The following is a 22,813-nucleotide window of genomic DNA, read 5'->3' on the forward strand; positions in this document are numbered from 1 at the left end:
CTGCTAGTTTATTTTTTGTACATCCATAACCAGTTGGTTCCAGTTCCGCTGATTTTCAATATCGTGTTCCAACCCTTGTTCATCTGCGATAGAGAAACGTTTTAGCGCAGGTGTTTTACTGGTTGCTTGATACAGCCAATAGGCCTCCGCTTTTAGCGCTTCACCGATAGGTTTATCGATGGACTCATAGACCGCCTGCTTACAGGCATTGATTGATTCTGCTGGAAATTGAGCGATTCTCTTCGCTAGGCTATCGACATACTCGCCAATTTCATCTGGCTCTAGTGCTTTGTTGATTGTGCCGAGGCTTTCCGCTTCGTCAGCATCGAAATCACGGGCGCTGAGAATAATCTCCAGCGCTTTACCCAGTCCTGTCTGCCGAGCCATCCTTGATGCGCCTCCCCCACAGGGGAGGATTCCCATACCCACTTCCATTTGCATGAATTTATATTTTCCTCGGGCTGCAAAACGCATATCGAGTGCCAAGGCCAGTTCATGGCCACCACCTCTAGCGAAGCCTTCTAGTTTGGCGATCGTTGCTTGGGGCACCTTACTGATGCGTTCACAGATAGCCTGTAAATCCAATAGTTGGGCTTCTTCGCGAGATACAGCTTCGTCAGACATATCTTTCAGTAACTCAGTATCGTAATGACATACCCAAACTTCCGGATTTGCCGACTGAAACACAACGACTTTGGTTTCTCGATCCCGTTCCAGGCGCATTGCCAGGCTGTTTAAGTCGGCCAGCATTTCTTGCCCTTGGACATTCACGGGACCAAAGTCAAGTGTCACAGTTAGGATTCCGTCATCTTGCTTCGCCGTGAATGTGGTAAAACCTTCATATTTCATGGTGAACTCCTTTTAATTGAATACGTTAATGTCTTAGGTATTTTTAATGCCGAGTTTGTCGAGAGTGTTCTCAATTTCTTCAATAAGTACCTTTCTCTTTTTCACATCAAGCGCGTCTGGGTGCGGCTGGGACCAATTGCCTATGTCATTGTCAAAGTATTTACCGCTAGCGTTTGAGAACTCATCATCGAGTGCCGCCCGTACCAATATGTTGGCGCCGATACTTAAGTCTTTCCCTTGAGTTCCGTAGGCATCTTTCACCATTTTGCTACCCAGAAATGAGGCGGGATTGATTGCGATAAATTGCGGGGCCTTGTTACCAAGTGATTGGGCTAGCTGGAAGGACCACATGGTGAGAGCCAGCTTACTTTGAGCATAAGCGTCACTGTCGGATAGTTGTTGGTGACCTTTGAGCGCTTCGATGTTTACAGTTGCTTGCGCTGCAGAGGATAGATTAATAATGCGGCCATTGGCGCTAAACAGCGGCAATAGCTGTGTCGTTAACAAGTAGGGGGCAATAGCATTTACGATAAAACGAACATCGTAACCCGTGTCGGTTATTGGGTTCTGTACTTTAAATACGCCGGCATTATTGATAAGAACATCAATATTTGAATATTGAATTTTTACCATTGAGGCCAGTGCTAACACATCTGATAAATTGGATAAATCTGCTCGGAATGTATCTATATGGGCCTTGGGATAGCTTTGCTTTATTGCTTCTTTTGCACTTTCTAGTTTTGTATCGCTGCGGCCATGTAAGAGCAAAGTATGATCCTTTGCTGCCAGTATTTTTGCAGTTTCTAATCCGATACCGTCAGTACCGCCTGTCAACAAAATGGTCTTTCGCACTTGTTATTCCTTTTCATTAAAATGTGGGAGAATTAATTCCGAAATTGTTCCAAGTATTTCTTCAATATTTACCCGGTTAAATCGGAGGTTAAGAGCAACATGGTTAACTCCGATCTCTTCTCGCGATTTGGGGTATTGATATAATTGGTTAATTCCCAGTCGATATCCCAAGTGTATGGGGTGTGGTAGGGCATCCGGAGTTTCAGTTATATCAATATAGAGAGGTTCCATCACTGGCTTGTTAATGGCAGAGTTATCTCTCAATTGGCCAATAAATTGTTTTTGCGCGATGTGTGGGCGAGGATAGGTGATCCAACCATCTCCGTTGTTAAAGAGCCAGTCTGGGGACTGCTGAGAGGAGCCCGTTATCAATAAAGGCAGCTTTGTTTTTTCTGGTTTGGGCAATATGTCTAGTTCGCCCGAAATTGCTCCAAAGTAACTCTGAAGTTGGGGGTAGGGCTCTGCTACACGGCGAATATATTTATAGCTCTCCCGGAACAGTTTCCCTCGCTCCTGATACGAAACATTCATCGCAGGATATTCTTCCGGGCGATCCCCACTGGCGACCCCAAGAATTAGGCGTCCGCCTGAGATTTGATCAACAGAGGCTGCAGCTTTTGCGATATGCGCTGGGTGGCGTAAGGGCAAAATGATGCTGGCTACACCGAGGGTAATTTTCGATGTCTGGCCTGAGAGCAGCCCAAGGTAGACGAATGGGTCAAAAGTTTGACCCGCATCGCCAAAGGAGTGCACATTGAAGGGGACATCTCTAAGCCAAATCGCGCTAAATCCCAATTCTTCCGCAAGTTGGACTCGTTCAACATGATCAAGCATCGTTGGAACTGGGTTCGTTGCGTAATTCTCTATGGGCACCACAAGTCCCACCGAGAGCTTACCTGGCTTAAACAGGGCGTTGTAACCCGCGTTGATACTGGCAAAACCGCAGCCCTGATCTTTGTATTTAGAGTGCACCGTGGTAACTCCTATGCTTCTCTGATAGGAGAGAATTGGAGGCCAAAGCTGCTAGCTACATCACAATAGACGGCTTGTGTCTGGTTATTTTCTGCGCCGCCATTCATAAGCACTCTTACACTCATCTTTTACCTCCCAGAAAGCCTAGGCCAGTCAGCGATCGACGCTGGCTCGATCTGTGGTTAAAGGCTAAAGCATTGGAATCTATGTATAAACGGCGTATAAATGGAATCAGAATTCGGTTTTTGGAGATAATACGTGGATACAAATGGGGTTCGGCTATTCGTACTGGCTGCGGAGATGCTGAATATAAGCTCTGCGGGGCGGAGACTTGGATTGGCTCCCTCTGTTGCCAGTGCCCGCTTGTCCAAGCTCGAAGTTCATTTGGGGGCGGACCTATTTCATCGATCTACCCGCAAGGTCTCTCTGTCGATAGAGGGGGAGGAGTTCCTGCCTTTTGCTCGGGAGATCATCGCACAAGAGGATGCGGCTTTTGCTGCGCTGGGGCGTGGAAATTCCTCCGTGAGCGGAACGCTCAGGTTTGCGGCATCGAGCACTTTCGTTCAGCGCTTTATCGCGCCTATCCTGCCTGAATTCCTGGAAAGGTATCCTGGAGTCAACATAGAGCTGAAGCTCTCAGACACACAAGTCAGCCTTATCGAGGGCGGCTTTGATTTGGCACTGCGCAATTATGCGGTTGAAGACAGCAGTTTAATTGGTAGGAAGCTGGCGGATGATAAACGAGTTCTATGCGCTTCTCCCAGTTATTTGGATAAATACGGCATTCCTGAAAAACCACAAGACCTTGTTGCGCATCAGCTGTTGGCCTTTATTAATTCAAAGCCAAGAAAACTGATATCAATGAGTGATCGGAGCACTTATGAATTCCCCCCCTCTAACAGTAAACCCCGAGTGATTTGTGATGATGGCGCCAGTATGCGTATAGCTGCGAAATTCGGGGTAGGGATTTGTATGAGTTCTTTTTGGAATATTAAGGCCGAACTTAATGAGGGTTCCTTGGTGAGAGTACTCCCTGGATATCATATAAGTGATCAATCGGCAATTTGGCTCGTTTACCCCAAATCCAATGTTCTAACATCCAAAGTGCGAGTATTTATTGATTTTCTCATTGAAAAAATCGGAAATCCTCCGATCTGGGGGCGATAAACTGGTTGATTAAATAATGAGGAAACTAGAGAAAATTAGACTTCCTCACTTGGGCTACAACTTTATTCTGATCTATATCGGTAAGCTTTGAGTGTTATCTATAGAATTCAGAGGGTATGTAAGGCTAATTCAATAAATCTTTTTCTAATTTGTTGCAAATGTCTTCCAAGAAAAATCCCCCTTGTTTTTCCAGCCCTCTGGAAAGCTCTAATAGCGAATCTGGGTATTGATCGACATAGTTTTGCTGAGTAATGCTATCTCTCGTTTTAAACCTTTTATACCAGGCATTGAGCTTCTTGAAACGACGGGGCAGCCTTACATCATAAAATTCATCCAGGAACATGATTAAAGGGAATGTGACACAGTCGGCAATAGTGGGGGAGTTCCCGTAAATAAATTCGTGACTTTCATTGATAGCGGTCTCTAATACATCCAGTCGTTTAATGAAATAGTAGGCTCCACTATATCCGGCATCTTTAAACTGTAGTTCTCGCTCCTGAAATACCGGGCTGATGTTATGGTTCCAGATTGCCAAAATTGTGTTGGCTTCATCTGCCATGGTGGTTAACCTAATAACGTTGGCATAGTCGATCGCATTTTCCCCGATCATGCTTGGATTTGGGAATACTTTCTCTAGATAGTGAATGATTGCGAGGGATTCTGTAATTGAATTTTCATTATCTATTTTAAGGATTGGAAGTTTGCCATAGGGATTCAGTTCCAGTACCTCCGGCGGGGGCCATTTCTTCTCGACTTTGGGGTCATATTCCCTTGATTTGATATCCAACCCTTTCTCGGAAAGGTAGATATGTATTCTGCGCGGATAGAGCGCCCAGGAAAAGTTATATATCTCTAAATTGTCAGTCATTTGCAGCACCTTTGGTAACGTAAAGCGTCAGAGACTATTTTTGCAAATCCAACCTCTAGAAACATTAAAAGTTACATGAGTGAAGGCATTCATGCAACCTTTAATGTTACGTAATGGCATCTGCTTTTGCAGTGAGAAGAATTACCGGGCAGAGGCTCTCTAGGTATAAGCTGCCGGTGGCTACGAGTTTTTAGGCTTCCTGAGCCGAGCGATCCACGCGCGTCTTTTCTCTACATGTCTAAATTTAAAAGACCAAAATCTAAAAATGTCTGACCAAATTCTAAAGCCGAGAAAGTGGAATCTATGTAACTTTTAAACTGAGAGGCTATTGGGGCTTGGAGCTCATTTGGGGTAATAGATAATGATACTTTGGCCGTGTATTTGTACATACAGGATAGGGCATAGAAAGAGTCGGGAAATCGAAATGCTTAAGTTTTTACAGCTCGCAAGTCTGGTTCAGTTTAAGTTCACGGATATTGGTTTATAAATAGATACAGTTTTAAAAAGGTGGCCATGGAGTTTTAACCCTTCGTCTTTATTAGTGAAAGTTAGAATTTCAGTATTGAGGGTAGGCCAGAATAATTTCTTAGGATTCTTGCCCATTAATTTATTGCTTTCACAAAGCTCCCCAAATTTATCCGGTGACTTATGTTTGTGTAACTTAATTAGACTCAAGTGTAAGCCCCCAAAAAAAGGAAGTTGATATATGGATCTTATATTTAACAATGCTGCATTACGCCAAAACCTTATAGGTTGCCCTGTAACTCATGCTGATGCATTTAAGTCAACGGCCGCTTCTCATCGTTGCGTTATCATCGTTCGCGCAACAGGGCCAACGTGCACTCAATTACTTGAGCAGGGATATGATACAAAGGGATTTAGGATTCATGGGAAGTCATGTGATTGGGGGCCGATGGCTGGTTTTGTTTTACGAGACCCCCGGTTAAATAAACACGGGATGAGAAAAGCGGCCTATAACCGCGCCCAGCATCAAGAGGCATTCACTGATAACAACTCTGGCGCGGGATGGACTGCATCAACAACACCGCTTCGCTTGCATCAGGAACGGGTTGATTGGCTGATTCAGAACGGAAAGATCAATGTTACAAGAAAAACTCAAGATCGTTACGAAGGTATAGCCAGCCACCCCAGTGGCATTACTTTTCACTATTCTCTTATCAGGGTTAACACATGCTTGGGAGATATGTGGGGTGTTTATGTTGATAAGGAAAAGAGCAGACAGTCAGGTTTTATCCAGGAGCGGGGTAATATCGTTGTTCAGTATGACACTAAGTACAAAGACATGTATGAGCCGCTACTGGCGATGACCAATCCAGTGGAGCATCGTCATTTTCGAAATGAGCACCCTCTGAATGCCATTACCGGGGATTACGACTTATTTGCTATTTGGCCATTTAAGCAGGGGGCAAAGAGGTTTGATCGATATGGAGATGATCGTCGTATTCTAGGCACTGCTCAAGCTTGGTCGCAGCGCCAGCATATCGAAAATCAATTGGAGAGAAATTTCACTACTCAGAGGCAAGGCACCAAGCTGGGTAATATAACTAATCGGATTTATGAAGTAAGTCAGACTCTCAATTCCACTATCGGTGGTATCCGCAGCCCGAGAGCTGGAGCTGGCCAGTGGGGGCCATTCCCCAGAAGAAATGTACTTTGGCACAGTGATGAAGCCGCGCGTCCCTATGTCAATGACATAGATTTACCCCTTATTGCATTTACTCCCGCTCGCAGTGAAGTGGTTATTCAAACTTTGCAGGCTTTTAGGGAATTTATCGCAATGTGTAGAATACATGGTGTCCATGTCACTTTGGCAGAGGGTTGGGCAATGAACCCTACCAATAATAAGCCCGACCGATTGGGGCAAGGGTATGGAAGATTTGTACCTCGCGACTGGCACTTTGGTCAGTGGATCGTTCCACCTTGGTACAATGCTTAATAGAGTTATTATGTCGATGTCTGTGGTTACTTGAAAAGTAGCCACTACTTCTCCGGAGGCTGGTTGTTAACAGCGTTTTTTGGAGCGGTCCTTTTAGGTAAAGTAGATGATTCTGTGTATATTTGAGATGTTCAATATATACAGAGAGAGGGTGTGTGCGGAAACAAATACATTTATCCAGGCGGCAGTCAAGTGAAGTGCTCCAATCTAGTCAAGCTCACCATAAGCTTGTGGAGCAAATCATAGAGCATCAACCTACTTGGAAGTCTGATAAGGGGTTTCTACTTCAGGTGGTAGCTCTCGTGGGATGCGCAAGGCTGTAAGGGGGGCGACGGAATAGTACTAAACTGACATCAAAGATAAAATAGGAATTTGTTCCCAATTTTTTGTGTAACTAACTTTGAGTGCTGTTAAGCCATTTAATAATTTCTTTATGTTCGACTTCTCCTATTGTATTCATGCTTGGGTGATATCTGCCAGTAATTTTAATTAACGTTACATTGTCTTTTTTCAAGTTTTCATAATCCACATAAGGAGATATTTGGTCTGAATCTGAGAGTATTAGTAGTGTTGGAACCTTGGAGGACTTTAGGAGTGGTATTATCTTCGTGTCATCCAGATTGATTTTGGCTTTCTCTAGAGCCAGAATGGCACCCTTGCGAAAATCTTTTTCAGGGATAATTTTGCTAAGTAGTGGGTGGTCACGTTTTGCATAATTGTACACAGCTTCATCAAATGATGGCATTGGGGCCGAAAGGATAATTCCGCTAATGTCTTGTCGTTGGGAGGAGATATGGGCTGCCGTTAGTGCGCCCATCGAATTTCCCAGAATATAAATATCCTCATCTTTAATGACGCCCTCTTTTATTAAATTGTCAATGAGGTGGTTAATATAATTGCTGTCATCCACCCCGTATTTTTTATTGCCACCTGAATCACCATGACCGAGAAGATCTGGAACAACAACCTGAAACCCAAGAAAACGGAAGTATAAAGCTGAATTGATCATAAAATCTTTGGAGGTGCGAAATCCATGCAATAAGATTACGGTACCATCGTAACTCCGCTCCATGGAGTTTCTGGTTAAATCGATTTTAACATTGTTCTCTTTGTCGCCTTCTCCATGTTTTACGGAGTACTGAAGTTTGTTATCGGTTAAAGGTGGACCATAGTAATAGCTAATACAGTTCTTTTTTTGCAGAGGGCAATATTTGTCTTTTTTGAAGTCTAAGTCTTTAATTTGATCGGCAGTTAATCTGTTGTTAAAAGAATAATCTTCAGCGTTGTCTATAAAGCTTGCAATCCTTTGGGAGCAGGCTGAAGTAGCTAAGCATGTTAAGGTAATGGAGAGTACTTTAATTAGAGATACTTTGGTTTTCATGGTTTTTGACTTTAGGAGGTTGCCGTAATTTACTCGCAGGATTATTCGTTTTTCTCTTGCCTTTGATATGTGCCATATAGGCAACCAGTTCTTCTGCCTGTAAACCTGCTGTGAGGGGTACTTCGTTCATAATTTAGGGCTTTTCCAACTTTTGCCCTTGTTTTGCGAAGGGGGCTTAGGAGTCTGCTGAGGTATTGTGTTTCGAACCAGCGTACGCCCAAGATGAGTACTAATTACTTGAGCCGGCTTGTACTTCTTCTAGGCTAGCGTGTGCCACTTATGTTGGGAGTCTAGGGTTTTGCCGAATAACTAAAGTGACCACTAAACCCCTTCTTTGGTTGAGAAGGCTGTCGGCTATCCTCTAAGGCAGCATGAAAACCTCCATTCCTCAAGGTGCTACCGTGTTATATCTAGTCACAGCAAAGCGTGAGGCCGAGTATGGTGCTTACCTTTGCTTGCTGTAGTTGCGTTCCAGCATTTCCTGGCGACTTTTTTCTTCAAAAGAGAGTTCTGCAGTGGGCCTTAATAGCAGTCGCTGCAAACCGATCGGATCCCCACTTATCTCACAGTACCCGTAAGTGCCATCTTTAATCTTCTCTAATGCCCGCTGGATCTTGCGCAGAAGTAGATGCTTGCGGCCGGTAAAGCGTAGGTGTTGCTGGTTCTCCTGCTCTGCGGCCGCTCGGTCCAGGTCATCAGCTAAGGCAAGGTTCGTGGTTGCAATAGCCTGCTGTCCCTGTTCAACCTCTGCCATTAGGTCGCTTTTCAATTCCATTAGACGATGCTGGAAGAAGAATAGTTGTTTTTCGTTCATATAGTCTGATGCAGGCATCCCCAGCAGTTCTTGTTCACCGATTTTTGGCATTCCATGAATCCCCTGTTGCATAGCTCGTGTTGACTTGAAATATTAAATTTATGATATAACATATCATTAAGTTGATTGAAGTGTATGTGGTTGTCTTGGGTTCTCGTAGATTAAAAGGATTGTTGTGAGAGATACTTTAGGAATTTTGGCTTCTGGGCTTTGCTTGCTGCACTGTCTTTTGACTCCTTTGTTACCGCTATTGGGAGGTTTGGGGATATTGGGTGCTTTACAAGAGGACCAGTTTCTCCACTTGCTGTTGCTTGTACCCGTGGTAATTCTGGCCTTGGCCAGCTTCCCAGCCTCTTGCCGACGCCATCAGCGCTACGCGGTAATGATTGTTGGTTTCTCCGGGGCATTGCTGTTGGTTGGTGCGCTATATCTCGAGGGGGTATGGGAGCTAGTTGCCAGTGTTCTTGGTGCAGGCTTATTGATTGTTGCCCACTGGGTAAACCTGCGCTTGATTTATCGGGATGCTTTAGTCGAGTAGGTGAGGGTCATGAAACTTGCAGGAGCATTGTTTGTTGCGTTGTTTTGGGCCGGCCCAGTCGCTGGGGAAATGGGAAGTCATGTTCACGGTAAGGCGATGATGTACCTGGTGGCCGAAGCAGACAAAATCATCATCGAGCTGGAGTCACCCACAGTTGATCTAGTGGGATTTGAGCATGCGCCACGTAGCGATGCCCAAAAGCAGCGGTTAGAGCAGGTTGCTCACGAACTATCCAAGCCAGATCATTTTCTTGAGTTTGTCGGTGCCCAGTGCAAACCCTTAAATGTGGAAGTTAAGGCGCCATATAGCGCAGAAGTTACCAGTGACAACTCGGTGCACAGTGGTTTCCGTGCTAGTTACCAATTCAAGTGTGATAATCTGGCACAGTTCAACAGTGTCATTGTTACCCTGTTTGAGAGGTTTCCCGGTATTCATGGGATTGCAGTGCAATGGATCAGCTCCGGTCGTCAGGGGGCTGAACTGCTCACTGGTAAAGACAACAAATTGCAAATGAAATAGGCTATGAAAGCATCCCAAATCAAACAGACCCTGAGTGTGGCGGAACAAACCTGTCGCAGTTCAGGTGCCCGCCTGACTGAAAAGCGTAAGAACGTTCTTACCGTGTTGTTGCGGTCAAAAACTCCGCTCTCTGCCTATGAAATAGCGGAGCATTACAATGGTGACTTTGGCGACTCAATTCCCGCCATGTCAGTCTATCGAATGCTGGACTTTCTGGCGGCAGAGAACCTGGTTCACAAACTCAATTCAGAAAACAAGTACCTGGCCTGTGCTCATATTGCCTGTGACCACAGCCACCAGACTCCACAGTTTTTAATCTGCAATCGCTGTAGCAAAGTGCGGGAAATTGGCATTAGGCCCGAAGTCATTGATGCATTGCGGGATACGGTTGAAAGTGCTGGATATCATCTCCAGACATCCCAATTGGAGCTGGATTGTGTTTGTGATGAGTGCAGCCGGGATGCAGCTTAGTGGCAGCTAGTCAGTTAATACGCGGGGTACCTGCCAACGTTATCACTGGTTTTTTGGGCGTCGGCAAGACAACGGCTATCCGGCATCTCCTGGAAAGTAAGCCCGCTGATGAGCGCTGGGCTGTTCTGGTCAATGAGTTTGGAGAAGTGGGCGTTGATGGCGCACTTTTTGAACCAGAACAGGAAGGCAATATTTATATTCGAGAGGTACCTGGCGGCTGTATGTGCTGTGCTGCTGGTTTGCCGATGCAGGTCGCTTTAAACCAGTTATTGGCTAAGGCCAGGCCCCATCGATTAATAATTGAGCCGACGGGCCTGGGGCACCCTAGAGAGGTGCTGGCGGCTTTGTCTGATGCAGTGCGCGGCGGTGTGTTGGACCTTCGCGGTACGCTAACTTTGGTCGATGCTCGCTGTATTGAAGATAATCGCTACTTACGTAGTGAGACTTTTCGGCAGCAATTAGAAGTTGCTGATCTGGTAGTGGCTAATAAGTCTGATCTCTACGGCCCCGAAGACTTGCAAAACCTTCAGCGATTTCTCTCGTTCTTAGGTGAGGGCGCTGAAAAACCGCTGCAAGTGGTGGAGCAAGGGCGTATCGAATTGGATTGGCTCCAGCTGCCCTGCAGTTTTCAGGTCTCGTCAGGGAGTGACCACCACCACTCAGTAACCCAGGCGGTGGATGAGGTTGAGCTATTACCGGAGTGTGGCTATCTCCGCTCAGAGAATAGCGGAGAGGGATACTACAGCTGTGGCTGGCGTTTTAGCCCTGAATTTATATTTGATTATGATGCGCTCTTTTCACTATTCAGTGGCACTGACGCTGAGAGAATCAAGGGGGTATTTATTACCGAGCAAGGTGTATTTGGATTTAATAAGGCTGACAAAGTGCTTACAGTTTTAGAGCTGGATGACATATTGGAAAGCCGGGTAGAGGCGATTAACCAAGCGCGTTTGGATTGGGATGCAATGGAGAGCTCCTGGATCGCTGCCCTGGCGGATAACCAGGGTACCGAAACAAAAGTGTTTTACGAATCCAAATAGCTATATGGCCAGGTATTCAAATCTGGCCTGGCTTATTAGAAATTTTTGCATAAATTCGGTCATTTTTTCGCGGCCGTATTCCGTAAAGTTTTAATCTGACGTAAATCTCTGAAGTAAACCAATGAATATAAAATTACTCGGCCGCTTAACTGTGGCATGGCTTGCTATGTCCGGAACCTCGGGCAGCTTTGCCGCAGATCCCCTAAATGTAACCGGTGATAAGTTCCGCCAGCTGGAGGAACTGCTGCCGACACCGAATAGTTACCGAACAGCGTCGGGCGCTCCGGGCCATGCCTATTGGCAGCAGCAAGCGGACTACGATATCAAAGTTTCACTAGACGATGATAAACAACTGATAACTGCTTCAGAGACCATCACTTACACTAATAACTCACCAGATACCCTGCGTTATTTGTGGGTGCAACTGGATCAAAACCGTTTCAAGCCGAATTCCTCTGGTAATTTGGCCACGCCAGTTGATATGGAGGCGATTGCTCCAGATACCATTCCATTCAAAAGCTTTCGTCGTGCCGTCGTATCCGACGAATTTCCAGGCGGATACCAGATTACCAAGGTGGCCGACACTCGGGGTAGGGAGCTTCGCCATACTATTGTCGATACCGGCATGCGAATTGACTTGCCCCAGCCTCTGGCCTCAGGTTCCAGCGTGAGTTTCCAGATTGACTGGGCTTACAAGGTTATTGAGCAGAAAGCACTGGGTGGGCGTTCCGGTTATGAATATTTTGAGCGCGACGATAACTACTTATACGAGATAGCCCAATGGTTCCCTCGTATGGCTGCATATAACGATGTTAGCGGGTGGCAAAACAAGCAGTTCCTGGGACGCGGCGAATTTGCGCTGGAGTTTGGGGATTATCGCGTTGCTATTGAAGTGCCAGCAGATCATATCGTTGCTGCAACCGGTGTTCTTCAAAATCCCAAGGATGTATTGACCTCCAAGCAGCGTGAGCGCTTGCGAAAGGCTCGAGTAGCCAGTAAGCCTGTGATGATTGTCACTAAGAATGAAGCGCTGGAGAACGAAAAAAGTCGTTCAAATAAGCGTAAAACCTGGGTATTTGAAGCTGAGAATGTACGTGACTTTTCTTGGGCTTCGTCACGTAAATTCCTGTGGGACGCACAGGGTTACAAGAAGGGTGGAACCGATACGATGGCTATGTCCTTCTACCCGGAAGAGGGCACTCCACTGTGGGACAAGTACTCAACAGAGTCCATTATTCATACAATAGATATCTATAACCGCTACAGTTTTGACTATCCCTATCCGGTCTCTATTTCCGTCAATGGCCCTGTGGGGGGAATGGAATACCCCATGATCACCTTCAATGGTCCGCGCCCTGAAATTGATGAGGAGGACCGCAGCAAGCGTACTTACTCTCGCCGCACCAAGTATGGGCTTATCTCTGTGATCATTCATGAGGTGGGGCACAATTATTACCCTATGATCATCAACTCTGATGAGCGTCAGTGGACCTGGATGGATGAGGGCCTGAATACCTTCGTACAGTTCTTGGCTGAACAGGAATGGGAAGAGAAGTATCCATCCCGCCGTGGCGATGCACGAAAAATTGTCGAGTATATGAAGAGTGAAAACCAGGTTCCGATTATGACGAACTCGGAATCTGTGCTTCAGCTTGGTAACAATGCCTACGGTAAGCCTGCAGCTGCACTGAATATCCTGCGTGAATCCATTATGGGGCGTGAGTTGTTCGATTTTGCTTTCCGGGAATATGCCCAGCGTTGGAAGTTCAAACGCCCTATGCCTGCGGACTTTTTCCGCACTATGGAAGATGCATCAGGTATGGACCTGGATTGGTTCTGGCGCGGATGGTTCTACACCACTGATAATGTCGATATCAGCCTTGATGCCGTACATCATTACACCGTTGGTACACAAAATCCTGAAGTGGAAGGGCCTTGGAAGCGCGCCCAGCATAAACGGGAACCCGAGACTATCACTGTTATTGAAAATCGCGCGAAAAAGTTGACTCGAATCGTCGATGCTAAGCCGGAGTTGGAAGACTTCTATAATACTCACGATGAGTTTGACGTTTCTAATGCGGATCGCAATAGCTACCAAAGTAAACTAGAAAATCTAGAGGACTGGGAAAAAGACATGCTCAAGGTTGAGAGTAATGTCTACGTGCTGGACTTTAGCAATATTGGTGGCTTGGTGATGCCACTGTTCCTGCGGCTGGAATATGAAGATGGGAGTGTTGAGGGTTTGCGTATCCCCGCTGAAATCTGGACTCGCAATGCCAAGAAGACCTCCAAAATGCTGGTGAGGGATAAGAGCAAGGTGCTTAAGTCTGTAGTGCTCGATCCCCATTGGGAAACAGCGGATGTCAATGTGGAGAACAACTTCTATCCACGTCGAATTATCAAGTCACGCCTGGAACTATTTAAGGATGAAAAGCAGCGTAACTTGATGAAAGATTGGGATGAGGAGCTTAAAGAGGAAGATTAGGTCTTGGAAAAAGTGCAGCACGCAGGCGGTCGGCCTGGAGGCTGCACTTTTGTCCTTTTTACTAAAAATATCCATCTGAAACATTCATTGTGTAGTGGTAGTATTTGATGAAAGTTTTACTTTCCTTTTTAGTGATAGTCACAACCTCGGTATTTTCATTCCAGGCAAATGCACATCGCTATCATTTTGGTTTGACCAACCTCTCCGTAAACGGGCGTACTCAAACGCTGGAGGTTTCCCATCGTTTTTTTGTTGCTGACATTGAAAAGGCCTTATCAATAAGTGCCAGTAAAGAGTTGAATGAAGCACAAAGACAGATGGAGAGCTATGTCAATTCAAGATTTCAGATTAGCCAGGAAAATGGTGAGGTGGTGAAGCTTAATTGGGTAGGTATGGAAGCCGACGTTCATGACATTTGGATATATCAGGAAGTGCCTATGGTAGATATTTCCAGTAAAAAATTGAACGTTAAACAATCAATGCTGATGGAGATAGAGCGGGACCAAGTGAACACATTGAATGTCAATAATGGCAGGGGAACTCAAAGCTACACCTTAAAGCCCGGTGAGAGTAAGGTAGGGTTCACTTTATGAGCTGGAAACTTGTCAGATAGTATCTAATTCTGTAGTTGATCGTTCAGGGTTGACCTGACAGAAGACCTTTTGAAAACCGGTAACTGTCAGATCAAATCTGAACTGATGCAGTCAAGAGCAGAATAGCTCAATAGGCTATACGTCACTCTTGAGAAAAGTTAAATTACTTGCCCCGTTACCGGCATATATATCATGGTTGTATGGGAATTGCCGTTATGATTACTATCTTTACCAAAAAAATGAGCCATATCTAGTAGCTCCCAACCGCCTGTATTTCCATCAGTAAAAACACAGTCACTTTTATTGCCTGCTCCATGACCATTTGAGGTATGAATCATTACATGTCTCATAACTCCTAAATTTGATAGAAAACCAACGAAGCAGCCCTCCGGCAAGGTCATCAAATCGTGCAGAGTATTAACTGATCGGGTTCTGGGGGTGGCTCCAAAAATTCTATTGTAGTTATTGTTACCAGTAACATTATAGTTTTTGTTGTCCATGGTTACACTAGGGCAGTTTACACCCTTGGCGCTCCAGGCACAGTAGAGCGCAGCGTCCCAGCATTGCAAACTGCTTAGTTTTGTATAAAGGGAAAGCTCTGGTCCTGTCAGAGTGCCGTTCATGAAAGCGGGTTTCGCATTCCCCATCGCTTCAGCTAACAGACGTGTTCTTCTACCCGGTGTTTGCCCCTCAGGGATTAAGGTCATTAGTGGCATTTTTGTTCCTTATTTTTATGCTTAGAAGTTGTTTTCTAAATGTTAATGCACTAAATGAATCGCATTGAAGCCATGATAAATGAATGGCGGACCTAACTGTTAGAAAAAAGTGCTATTTGTAATACTGTGTTTTAGTCGGCTAATGGCAATCTCTAGATGCGACTCTTTATTTTATATTTTTTGATTAAATGGCCGCGCTTTGTGGGCAGCAAGTCGTAAAACCCTACTTGGTATCAGGGGTTTCATTTTCGTAATTTCCGTTTCAGATCTTTAGTTTGAGTAACTGTGATCTCTGGTATCAATTTCTGGATGTTATTAACGGCTTCTTGTTACTTGTAAAGGCAATTGAGTTGAGGTCGCTATGGTTGTTTTAGGTTGGAGTAATAGCTAGATGTAAATCTTTCTTAAATTATCCGCATCGATGGGTAGGGTGTTTGGGTTTCCTTATAAAACTATTAATCTGGAGTCACATAATGCCAGTCGAGGCTATTGTGTCCATTGGTTTTGGTGGTTTTTAGTTGTCTCCGGGGTCATATTTCTTCACGTACTTGTTTAAACCAGCTGAGTACTTTCTGGTGGTGTTCTTGCCCGTATAAGAGAATAAAATTACGGGTGTGGTAGTTCTTGTTGTCCTGCAGTGCATTGATGCGCTCATCAACAAATTCTGGTGTTAGTTCGATGCCGCACTCTACCGTAATGCAATATAGCCAAGCATTGAAATTCTCTGGCACTACTGGCTGGGTCATAATAACTCCTAATTATTTTCTTGGTGCCTACGGGCCCTAAGGGAAGTTCTTGTGAAAACGCAGGGATTTTTCTAAGTTCTTATTGAGGGCAATTTATAAAATGGAAAAACCACCGGCAATGATTACTGCTGGTGGTTTCATTGATTGACTAAAGCCTTTCCCTGACTAAAACATGCCTCGCAATCCAACATTAAAGTTCCGCCCCGGCAGTGGAGCAAGTTCCTTTAGGAAGGATGAATGCACGTAAGCTAACTCGTCAGTTAGATTGTTAGCCTTCAGATAAACGGTGAGGTCGTGTTGGCTTCCTTGAAAAGTGTATGCAAGCTCAGTATTCAAAAGTGTGTAAGCAGCGGTGCTGGTTTCCAGTTCTGATACTTTGTTTTGCTCAAACGCGTGCGTAATCTCAATTCCTGCATCCCATCCATTGGAGCTATAACTTAACATACCGCCCAATCGTGCAGGTGGAGTGCGAGGCAGGTTACCTCCGTCATCTAACTTTCCACGAACAGTGTCTCCCCACAGTGTTAATGTGAGTGGCTTGGATATTTGCCAGGCAAATTCAGCTTCTAGCCCGTAGAGTGTCGAATCAGCTTGATCGAAGACATAAACGGGTAATTCGCCATGATTGTGACTCTCTTCTTCCTCATCGTGACCATGCTCTTCAATATCTTCGCTGGTGTAGCCCGTATTTCGCTCGTAGTAGAAATTATCAACCTGGTTGTAGAATAGATTCAGCACCCAGCCGATATTTCCGGAATGCCGGCGAAAACTGAGGTCAATGTTGTTGGAAACCTCTTCCTCAACATTGTTCTCGTAGTAAAAATAGGGCTCTTCTGTGTCATCCAGTCTAAATAGTGCGCCGACTTCGAAGGTGCTGGTGCCAATATGGGGACCATAAGAAAAAAGTTCAGCGGCACTGGGTGCTCGTTGGGCGTGGGTAAAAGAGATGCCGGCATTGTAATTAGCGGCAATGTCCCAGACCAAGCCGGCAGAAAAGCTAAAGGGTGTGAAAGCTAACTTATCGAGATTTCCCCCCTCCCAGTCATCATCGGTGGCTTCGATAGTGACTCTTTCGATTCGGGCTCCTAACTGCCATAGGAACTCTCCCGTGTGCTTTTCCTGTATTAGCCCAATCGCTGAGCTTTCCGTTGTGCTCGGCGGAGTGAACGCCTCTTCGCCTATTGCTTCAAAATCGGTGGTTTTGCTTTCCAGGGTTATTGCACCACGCCAGCCGGCCATATCTTGCAGCAGCAGGTTGACCCGTGCTTGCAGTGTTTGATTACTGAATGTCGTACCGATAGCGTTGTTTTCGATCTCAGAATGTTCGTAGTCTGTGTAGCCAATTCTGGCATCCAGGCCGCTCAACCATGGGTTATCCAGTGACATTTCGCTAGCCAATTGCCAGCGGTCCTGTTTCAAGTCAGAGACTACTTCTAACTCTTCTTCATGCTCGTCATGATGCTCTGACTCATCTTCCTCGTGTTCCTCATGTTCTTCAGCGTGCGAATGGCTGTGCCCGGGAATACCGTTAATTCGCTCCAGGCGTCCATAGGCAAGGCCGATTGAACCATTATCTAAAAACCAGTTGCCACCGATGTTGAACCCTTTGCTTTTTGAGTCACTGTTCTCTAATACCCCACTGGATTCTTCGCCATAGTCGCTTGAGGTGGGAATTTCATAGTCGTCACCTTTGCGCCAGAAGCTGTCCACGTGATACGCCAGCTGATCATTGCCGCCGGTATGAGCCAGCGAGGCTTCGCGCTCATCTGCCACGGTATTGCTTCCCAGCGAATAAGCAGTCCTGTTTTCACTAGAGGTAGGGATCCGCTCATCTACCACATTGACTACGCCACCGATGGCTCCTGAACCATAAAATAAAGTGGCAGGCCCCCGCAGGATTTCTATCTGCTCTGCAGTAATGGTCTCAGTGGCGACGACATGGTCTGGGCCAACTCGGGAGGCATCGGCGCTATCGAGCCCATTTTGGGTAATCAGAACGCGGGGGCCGTTGAGTCCACGGATAATGGGGCTACTGGCTACTGGTCCAAAGTAGCTGGAATGAACCCCTACTTCATTCTTGAGGGTTTCTCCCAAAGTGGAGGCTTGTTTTCGACGCAGCTCTTCGCCGGCTACCACTGTTACTGGTTGTGCTGATTCAATGGTGGAAGCATGTAATGGTGTGGCTGTTACGTCAATTTGTTCGATAACAGTGTGTTGCAAGGTAACCTTCAGGGGCTCATCCTGACCAGCTTGTAAAATTACTGTCTTATGGCTGTGCCCCGGGGCATTGATATGGATCTCGCGGAGCTGTGAAGTATTCACCTCAAGTGAAAATCGGCCCTGCGCATCTGTTTGTGCCTGCTGTCTACTTCCCGCGACTTCAATACTAGCGCCATAGATGGGCTCTCCAGAAGAATCTAATACCTGGCCGGAAATCCCATGGGCCAGGTTAGATAGGGTCATCAGTGCGAAAAGGTTCGCAGTAAGTTTCATGAGTTATTCCTTATAAGATTTTTACGTCCAAGTGCACGCTAGTTACTCGTTGGCGGACCCGAAATCGAAAGTGAGCAGTAGTCGCAGTTGGCCGGGATCGACACTGGGTGAGCGATGGATTAGGCCGAATCCTTCATTGCCTTCCCAGAGTTCACCTTTGAGTAGGGCAACCGAGCCGCATGCCAGGTGATTGATGGAAGTTGAAGGAAATTCCTGGTTGGCCTTCAAGTCGAGTGTATGAGGGTCAATAGAGTCTGGTGTCAGCCACTCTGTCCCGGTGCCCAAATAGGTTGTAATCAATCGGCAAGGCACTCGGTCTACGTGAAATTTGGGGCACATTGCACCGCTTAAGGTTGTTAAGCGAATGCCGACTCCGCTTAACTCAAACAGGTAACTGAACATATCTGCCAGTAGCTGGATATCAGCACATAGGTGCGGGTAGGGCTTAAGCTCCGGTAATACTTCAGCGAGACGGTCAATCTTGGTGGTGGGAAGCAGAATCCGGCGGTTGGGATGCACAGCGCTATTTAGAAGAGATTGGCAATTATAGGCTATGTCTTTGGGCAGTTCTCTTTGCCAGATAGCCATATTGATATCAGTTTGGAAAATATCTGCCAAAATTTCTCCGGTATCTGCAGACACAGACCGGCGGGTATTTGGCTCCTTTACCTCAGATACTCCTTTTCCAAGTGGAACCAGCTCCGCATTATTTACCTGTGTAATCAGTGGCTCACGGCTTCTTTCGTTAGAGTAAATCAGGCTCAAGATATGCTCCTCTTAAGTAAATTCGGCTAGCGAAAATGTTTTCCGCATTGTTTATTTGCTTTGCTCTTAATGAGCGAGAGCAGGGTGTTAGTGAGGTTCCTGGCTGAAAGCGTTCAATCTTCAGTTGTGGAGATGATATAACGTATCATATTTGGGTTGGTGAGATTAGGCAACCTCCAGGTATTGAAGAGGAAGAGGGGTTTTGGAGTCAAAATGATCGAGCTGATGTCGGTCGTTGGGATGAGACGGTGGATGTTGTAACAGGAATAGGCTTTCTGAGGTGTGCGGGTATGTGCTTACGGGTAGTGAGTTACTTCGCGATATCTCACAGAGGGTCATACTGTTTATCGCAAATATCTTTCTTGTTGTCGGCGCAACTTACATTTTACTCAGATCTGGTGGATCTAAAATGATATAGTGTATCAATCGTATCTTTGTGGTTTATCCAAATTGGGTGGAAGAGCCAGGAAAATAATGGCGATGATTGGCCGGCTTCAAGTAAGGTCTCAGATTCGTGTTGGTCTACAGCCGAAGAGGGTATGTTACTCTGTCAGCTTGCTGTGTTTGTAGGTGAATTTTCGGTGTTTATGCCGCAAAAAACAGGGTTAGTGTTGGGAAACATCCAAAGCTCACCTGTTATTATTTAAATATTGCTGAGTAAATATGAAAATAAATAATTCTATTGTTTACGGGGTTGCAACTGCTGCACTACTCGCTGGAGCCAGTTACTCCAGCCTTGCTGCAGAGAAAGAAAGTGTTTCGACCGAGGGGATGTGGCAGCCTCACCAGTTGCCTGAATTGTCCAAGGAGCTTCGCAGTCATGGCCTCGAGCTGGACCCAGCCAGCATGACCAAGCTTACTGAATTCCCTATGAATGCGGTGATTAGCCTGGGGGGGTGTTCCGCTTCCTTTGTCTCTCCCACGGGATTGGTGATTACCAACCACCACTGCGCCTACGGTTCAATTTCATACAATTCAACTGAATCCAAGGATTTACTGGCGGAAGGTTTCCTGGCCGGGGATTTAGCGGAAGAGTTGCCTGCTGCACCTGGCTCCCGTGTCTATGTCACCGTTGCAATGAACGAAGTGACGGATAAGGTTAATGAGCGCCTGACTGATGAGATGGATGGTGCTGCACGTTTTGCCGCAATCGAAGAAGCAGAGAAAGCGCTGGTTTCCGAGTGTGAGAAAGAGCCGGGGCATCGCTGTGAGGTTTATAGCTACTACGGCGGTTTGAATTACTACCTGGTCAAGCAACTGGAAATCCGCGATGTGCGTTTGGTCCATGCGCCGGCATCTTCGATCGGAAAGTTCGGTGGCGATATCGATAACTGGATGTGGCCTCGCCATACCGGCGATTACGCCTTCTACCGTGCCTATGTGGGTAAAGATGGTAAACCGGCCGATTACTCTAAAGATAATGTCCCTTACGAGCCCAAGCACTACCTGCCCGTAGCGGCAAAAGGCCCTAAGGAAGGCGATTTTGTGATGGTTGCCGGTTACCCTGGCCGCACTAATCGCTATCGCACCGCCCAGGAAGTGGAAAGTAACTTCAATTGGTATTACCCAAACATGCAGCGGGTATTGGGTGAGTGGTCAGAAACGATTGGTACGGCTACCGCCGACAATAAAGATGCAGAGTTAAAGTATGCCAGTCTCGTGGCAGGCTTGAATAATTACTCTAAAAACTTTACCGGCATGATGGAGGGATACCAGCGTAGCGATCTATTGCAGCGTAAAGAAAAGCTGGAAAAAGATTTGCAGGCCTGGGTGGATTCAGACAAAGCCCGCCAGAAAAAATACCAGTCTACTATTGATGACCTTGAGGCACTGGTTGTAGAAAAAGAATCAACCCGTGAACAGGATCTCGCCATCGATTATATGGATCGTTCAGCTATGCTGGGTGCCGCGAGCAAACTGTATCGTTTGGCTAAAGAGAACGAAAAACCTGATGCTAAGCGCAAGCCGGGTTATCAGGAAAGGGATCTGACCCGATTCACAGAGGGCATGCGTCGTATTGAACGCAGCTATCATCCATCAGTCGACAAACAGATCTGGCTCTACTTCCTGGACCGTTACCAGGCACTCCCGAAGGAGCAGCGTATAGCCAGCTTTGATCGTTTCTTGAACATCGGCAAAGGCAATACAGACTTAGAGGCAACACTCGACAAAATGTATAAGGAAACAGAGCTTTCCGATGTCGAGGTACGTGAAGCATGGATAGGTAAAAAGCCTGAAGACTTTATAGAGAGCAAAGACCCGTTTATCCAGCTGGCAGTGGCCATGTACGAAGACATGCTTACGCGTGAAGAGCATGAGGAGTCCATGAAAGGTCGCTTTGCTCAGTTGCGCCCACAGTATATGGAAATGCTGATTGATTATTACCACTCACTGGGTAAGCCGGTTTATCCTGATGCAAATAGCTCCCTCCGCGTGACCTATGGTTTGGTCAAAGGCTATGAGCCACCACCAGGTACGATTAAGAAGGCCGCTGACGGCAATGACGGTAAGCAAGGTTTTGTACCCTTTACAACTTTGCGTGGCATTAAGGCCAAGTACACAGGTGAGGCTCCCTTTGATGCCCCTAAGGCTTTGATGGAAGCTATCGATAAGAAGAGCTATGGCCGTTACTATGAAAAGCAGCTGGATTCGGTGCCGGTTAATTTCTTAAGTACCGTAGATATTACGGGCGGTAACTCAGGATCTCCGACAATGAATGGTCGCGGCGAGCTGGTGGGAGTCGTATTTGACGGAACCTACGATAGTATCAATGCTGATTGGGACTTCACCGATAGCACCCGGGCGATTCATGTCGACATCGCTTACATTCTCTGGGTAATGGAGAATATCGACGGTGCCGGATACCTGGTTCGGGAGATGGGCCAATAGCCGGCAATCGATGAAGTAGTGTCCTCGGGTGAGCAGCGCTCGCCTGGGACATTATTCTGTGTAAGGTTGAATGTTATCCACTTCCATACTGTAAGCCGCAGTTCCGAACTCGCTTTCTATTTTCAATGTTCTCAGTTTCCCTTCTATAGAGAAAGGTTCATACAGAGCGTCAACTTGAACTCCCTCAGGAAAACTGCCATGGATAACCTGATTTGGGGGTGGGGGCGGCAGGTGGATACAGGCTCCGAAGTAGGGAACAAAAAGGAAATTGGAAATTGTTAATTCGTCATTGAATTCAATTGGAACTATAAACCCAGCAATACGTATCTGTTGGTTGTCGAACTCTGGTTTTATTCGGGTGGAAGTCAAAGCGGCTTGGTAGCGGCTTTCATTTTCGCTCGTAGTGGCAATAGCTGATGAGTTAGGCATTGAGTCGGCAGTGGAGCCTTCAACAATATCATCTATGTATTCTGGTGGGTTGAGTAACGCATCCAGATCATCTTTTGGGATTAACTCTTCCCAGCTGACTTCACGATAACTGATACTTACCTGTTTGACTTGAGTATCTTCAGCGACTGGCGCTGAAACTTGATTGGTTTCAACTGGGCTATCACAGCCAGCTACGAGTAGTACGATTGCCAGGGTGCAGGCTGATGAGAAGAGATATCTGTTCATGGCTGGGGTTTATTTATCGTATT

The 22,813-nt window shown here is 46.1% G+C and carries 21 protein-coding genes; 9 read left to right on the forward strand and 12 right to left on the reverse strand.

Annotated elements, in window-relative coordinates; all coding sequences use genetic code 11:
• Positions 1 to 3: 3 nt before the first annotated feature.
• From ACJJIR_RS09440 to ACJJIR_RS09450, 3 genes are read right to left on the reverse strand one after another with little or no spacing between them, the layout of a single operon-like run.
• Positions 4 to 849 (reverse strand): enoyl-CoA hydratase/isomerase family protein, encoded by an 846-nt coding sequence (locus tag ACJJIR_RS09440; RefSeq protein WP_444908135.1) that lies wholly within the window; start codon positions 847 to 849, stop codon positions 4 to 6.
• Positions 850 to 882: 33 nt separating this feature from the next.
• A complete protein-coding gene (locus ACJJIR_RS09445; RefSeq protein ID WP_444908136.1) occupies positions 883 to 1,701 on the reverse strand; it encodes an SDR family NAD(P)-dependent oxidoreductase in 819 nt (272 codons plus the stop codon).
• A 3-nt stretch (positions 1,702 to 1,704) separates the two neighbouring features.
• Positions 1,705 to 2,673 (reverse strand): LLM class oxidoreductase, encoded by a 969-nt coding sequence (locus ACJJIR_RS09450; RefSeq protein ID WP_444908137.1) that lies wholly within the window; start codon positions 2,671 to 2,673, stop codon positions 1,705 to 1,707.
• 258 nt (positions 2,674 to 2,931) lie between these two features.
• Between ACJJIR_RS09450 and ACJJIR_RS09455 the strand changes: the two genes are divergently transcribed.
• Entirely contained in the window at positions 2,932 to 3,840 is a 909-nt protein-coding gene (locus tag ACJJIR_RS09455) for a LysR family transcriptional regulator (RefSeq protein ID WP_444908138.1), read from the forward strand.
• A gap of 124 nt (positions 3,841 to 3,964) precedes the next feature.
• Here the strand turns inward: ACJJIR_RS09455 and ACJJIR_RS09460 are convergent, their stop codons facing one another.
• Positions 3,965 to 4,708: a glutathione S-transferase family protein gene (locus ACJJIR_RS09460; protein ID WP_444908139.1), complete on the reverse strand. Its 744-nt coding sequence runs from the start codon at positions 4,706 to 4,708 to the stop codon at positions 3,965 to 3,967.
• Between the two features lie 706 nt (positions 4,709 to 5,414).
• On the opposite strand from ACJJIR_RS09460, the gene ACJJIR_RS09465 reads away from it, so the two are divergent.
• Entirely contained in the window at positions 5,415 to 6,665 is a 1,251-nt protein-coding gene (locus ACJJIR_RS09465; RefSeq protein WP_444908140.1) for an anthrax toxin-like adenylyl cyclase domain-containing protein, read from the forward strand.
• 394 nt (positions 6,666 to 7,059) lie between these two features.
• On the opposite strand, the gene ACJJIR_RS09470 is transcribed toward ACJJIR_RS09465, so the two are convergent.
• The 3 genes from ACJJIR_RS09470 to ACJJIR_RS09480 form a co-directional block, all read right to left on the reverse strand.
• Complete coding sequence (locus ACJJIR_RS09470; protein WP_444908141.1) at positions 7,060 to 8,046, reverse strand: alpha/beta hydrolase; 987 nt, start codon at positions 8,044 to 8,046, stop codon at positions 7,060 to 7,062.
• The gene (locus ACJJIR_RS09475; RefSeq protein WP_444908142.1) at positions 8,021 to 8,176 is read right to left on the reverse strand and encodes a hypothetical protein; all 156 of its coding nucleotides are present in this window, start codon (positions 8,174 to 8,176) and stop codon (positions 8,021 to 8,023) included. The genes ACJJIR_RS09470 and ACJJIR_RS09475 overlap by 26 nt, the downstream gene beginning before the upstream one ends.
• A gap of 315 nt (positions 8,177 to 8,491) precedes the next feature.
• Complete coding sequence (locus tag ACJJIR_RS09480) at positions 8,492 to 8,911, reverse strand: TraR/DksA family transcriptional regulator (protein ID WP_444908143.1); 420 nt, start codon at positions 8,909 to 8,911, stop codon at positions 8,492 to 8,494.
• Positions 8,912 to 9,035: 124 nt separating this feature from the next.
• Here ACJJIR_RS09480 and ACJJIR_RS09485 point away from each other — a divergent pair, with 124 nt between their 5' ends.
• The 6 genes from ACJJIR_RS09485 to ACJJIR_RS09510 all read left to right on the forward strand — a co-directional run bounded on the left by ACJJIR_RS09485 (position 9,036) and on the right by ACJJIR_RS09510 (position 14,506).
• A complete protein-coding gene (locus ACJJIR_RS09485; RefSeq protein ID WP_444908144.1) occupies positions 9,036 to 9,398 on the forward strand; it encodes a MerC family mercury resistance protein in 363 nt (120 codons plus the stop codon).
• Positions 9,399 to 9,407: 9 nt separating this feature from the next.
• A complete protein-coding gene (locus ACJJIR_RS09490; protein WP_444908145.1) occupies positions 9,408 to 9,917 on the forward strand; it encodes a ZrgA family zinc uptake protein in 510 nt (169 codons plus the stop codon).
• Between the two features lie 3 nt (positions 9,918 to 9,920).
• A complete protein-coding gene (locus tag ACJJIR_RS09495) occupies positions 9,921 to 10,388 on the forward strand; it encodes a Fur family transcriptional regulator (RefSeq protein WP_282933007.1) in 468 nt (155 codons plus the stop codon).
• Entirely contained in the window at positions 10,388 to 11,428 is a 1,041-nt protein-coding gene (locus tag ACJJIR_RS09500) for a CobW family GTP-binding protein (protein ID WP_444908146.1), read from the forward strand. The genes ACJJIR_RS09495 and ACJJIR_RS09500 overlap by 1 nt, the downstream gene beginning before the upstream one ends.
• 121 nt (positions 11,429 to 11,549) lie before the next feature.
• Positions 11,550 to 13,913 carry a M1 family metallopeptidase gene (locus ACJJIR_RS09505; protein WP_444908147.1) on the forward strand — a complete coding sequence of 788 codons (2,364 nt, stop codon included), beginning with the start codon at positions 11,550 to 11,552 and terminating at the stop codon, positions 13,911 to 13,913.
• Positions 13,914 to 14,020: 107 nt separating this feature from the next.
• Positions 14,021 to 14,506: a DUF6702 family protein gene (locus ACJJIR_RS09510; RefSeq protein ID WP_413662158.1), complete on the forward strand. Its 486-nt coding sequence runs from the start codon at positions 14,021 to 14,023 to the stop codon at positions 14,504 to 14,506.
• A gap of 158 nt (positions 14,507 to 14,664) precedes the next feature.
• Here the strand turns inward: ACJJIR_RS09510 and ACJJIR_RS09515 are convergent, their stop codons facing one another.
• The 4 genes from ACJJIR_RS09515 to ACJJIR_RS09530 all read right to left on the reverse strand — a co-directional run bounded on the left by ACJJIR_RS09515 (position 14,665) and on the right by ACJJIR_RS09530 (position 19,226).
• The gene (locus ACJJIR_RS09515; protein WP_157953999.1) at positions 14,665 to 15,222 is read right to left on the reverse strand and encodes a hypothetical protein; all 558 of its coding nucleotides are present in this window, start codon (positions 15,220 to 15,222) and stop codon (positions 14,665 to 14,667) included.
• Between the two features lie 530 nt (positions 15,223 to 15,752).
• Entirely contained in the window at positions 15,753 to 15,968 is a 216-nt protein-coding gene (locus tag ACJJIR_RS09520; RefSeq protein ID WP_444908148.1) for a hypothetical protein, read from the reverse strand.
• 165 nt (positions 15,969 to 16,133) lie between these two features.
• Positions 16,134 to 18,461: a TonB-dependent receptor gene (locus ACJJIR_RS09525; protein WP_444908149.1), complete on the reverse strand. Its 2,328-nt coding sequence runs from the start codon at positions 18,459 to 18,461 to the stop codon at positions 16,134 to 16,136.
• A 42-nt stretch (positions 18,462 to 18,503) separates the two neighbouring features.
• The gene (locus tag ACJJIR_RS09530; RefSeq protein WP_444908150.1) at positions 18,504 to 19,226 is read right to left on the reverse strand and encodes a DUF1826 domain-containing protein; all 723 of its coding nucleotides are present in this window, start codon (positions 19,224 to 19,226) and stop codon (positions 18,504 to 18,506) included.
• 663 nt (positions 19,227 to 19,889) lie between these two features.
• Here ACJJIR_RS09530 and ACJJIR_RS09535 point away from each other — a divergent pair.
• Positions 19,890 to 22,115: a S46 family peptidase gene (locus tag ACJJIR_RS09535; RefSeq protein WP_444908151.1), complete on the forward strand. Its 2,226-nt coding sequence runs from the start codon at positions 19,890 to 19,892 to the stop codon at positions 22,113 to 22,115.
• 51 nt (positions 22,116 to 22,166) lie between these two features.
• Here ACJJIR_RS09535 and ACJJIR_RS09540 read toward each other — a convergent pair whose 3' ends face one another.
• Positions 22,167 to 22,790, reverse strand: a complete 624-nt coding sequence (locus tag ACJJIR_RS09540) for a DUF3299 domain-containing protein (RefSeq protein ID WP_444908152.1) — start codon at positions 22,788 to 22,790, stop codon at positions 22,167 to 22,169.
• Between the last annotated feature and the right edge of the window lie 23 nt (positions 22,791 to 22,813).

This window comes from Microbulbifer maximicatervae (SeqCode), assembly GCF_052467385.1.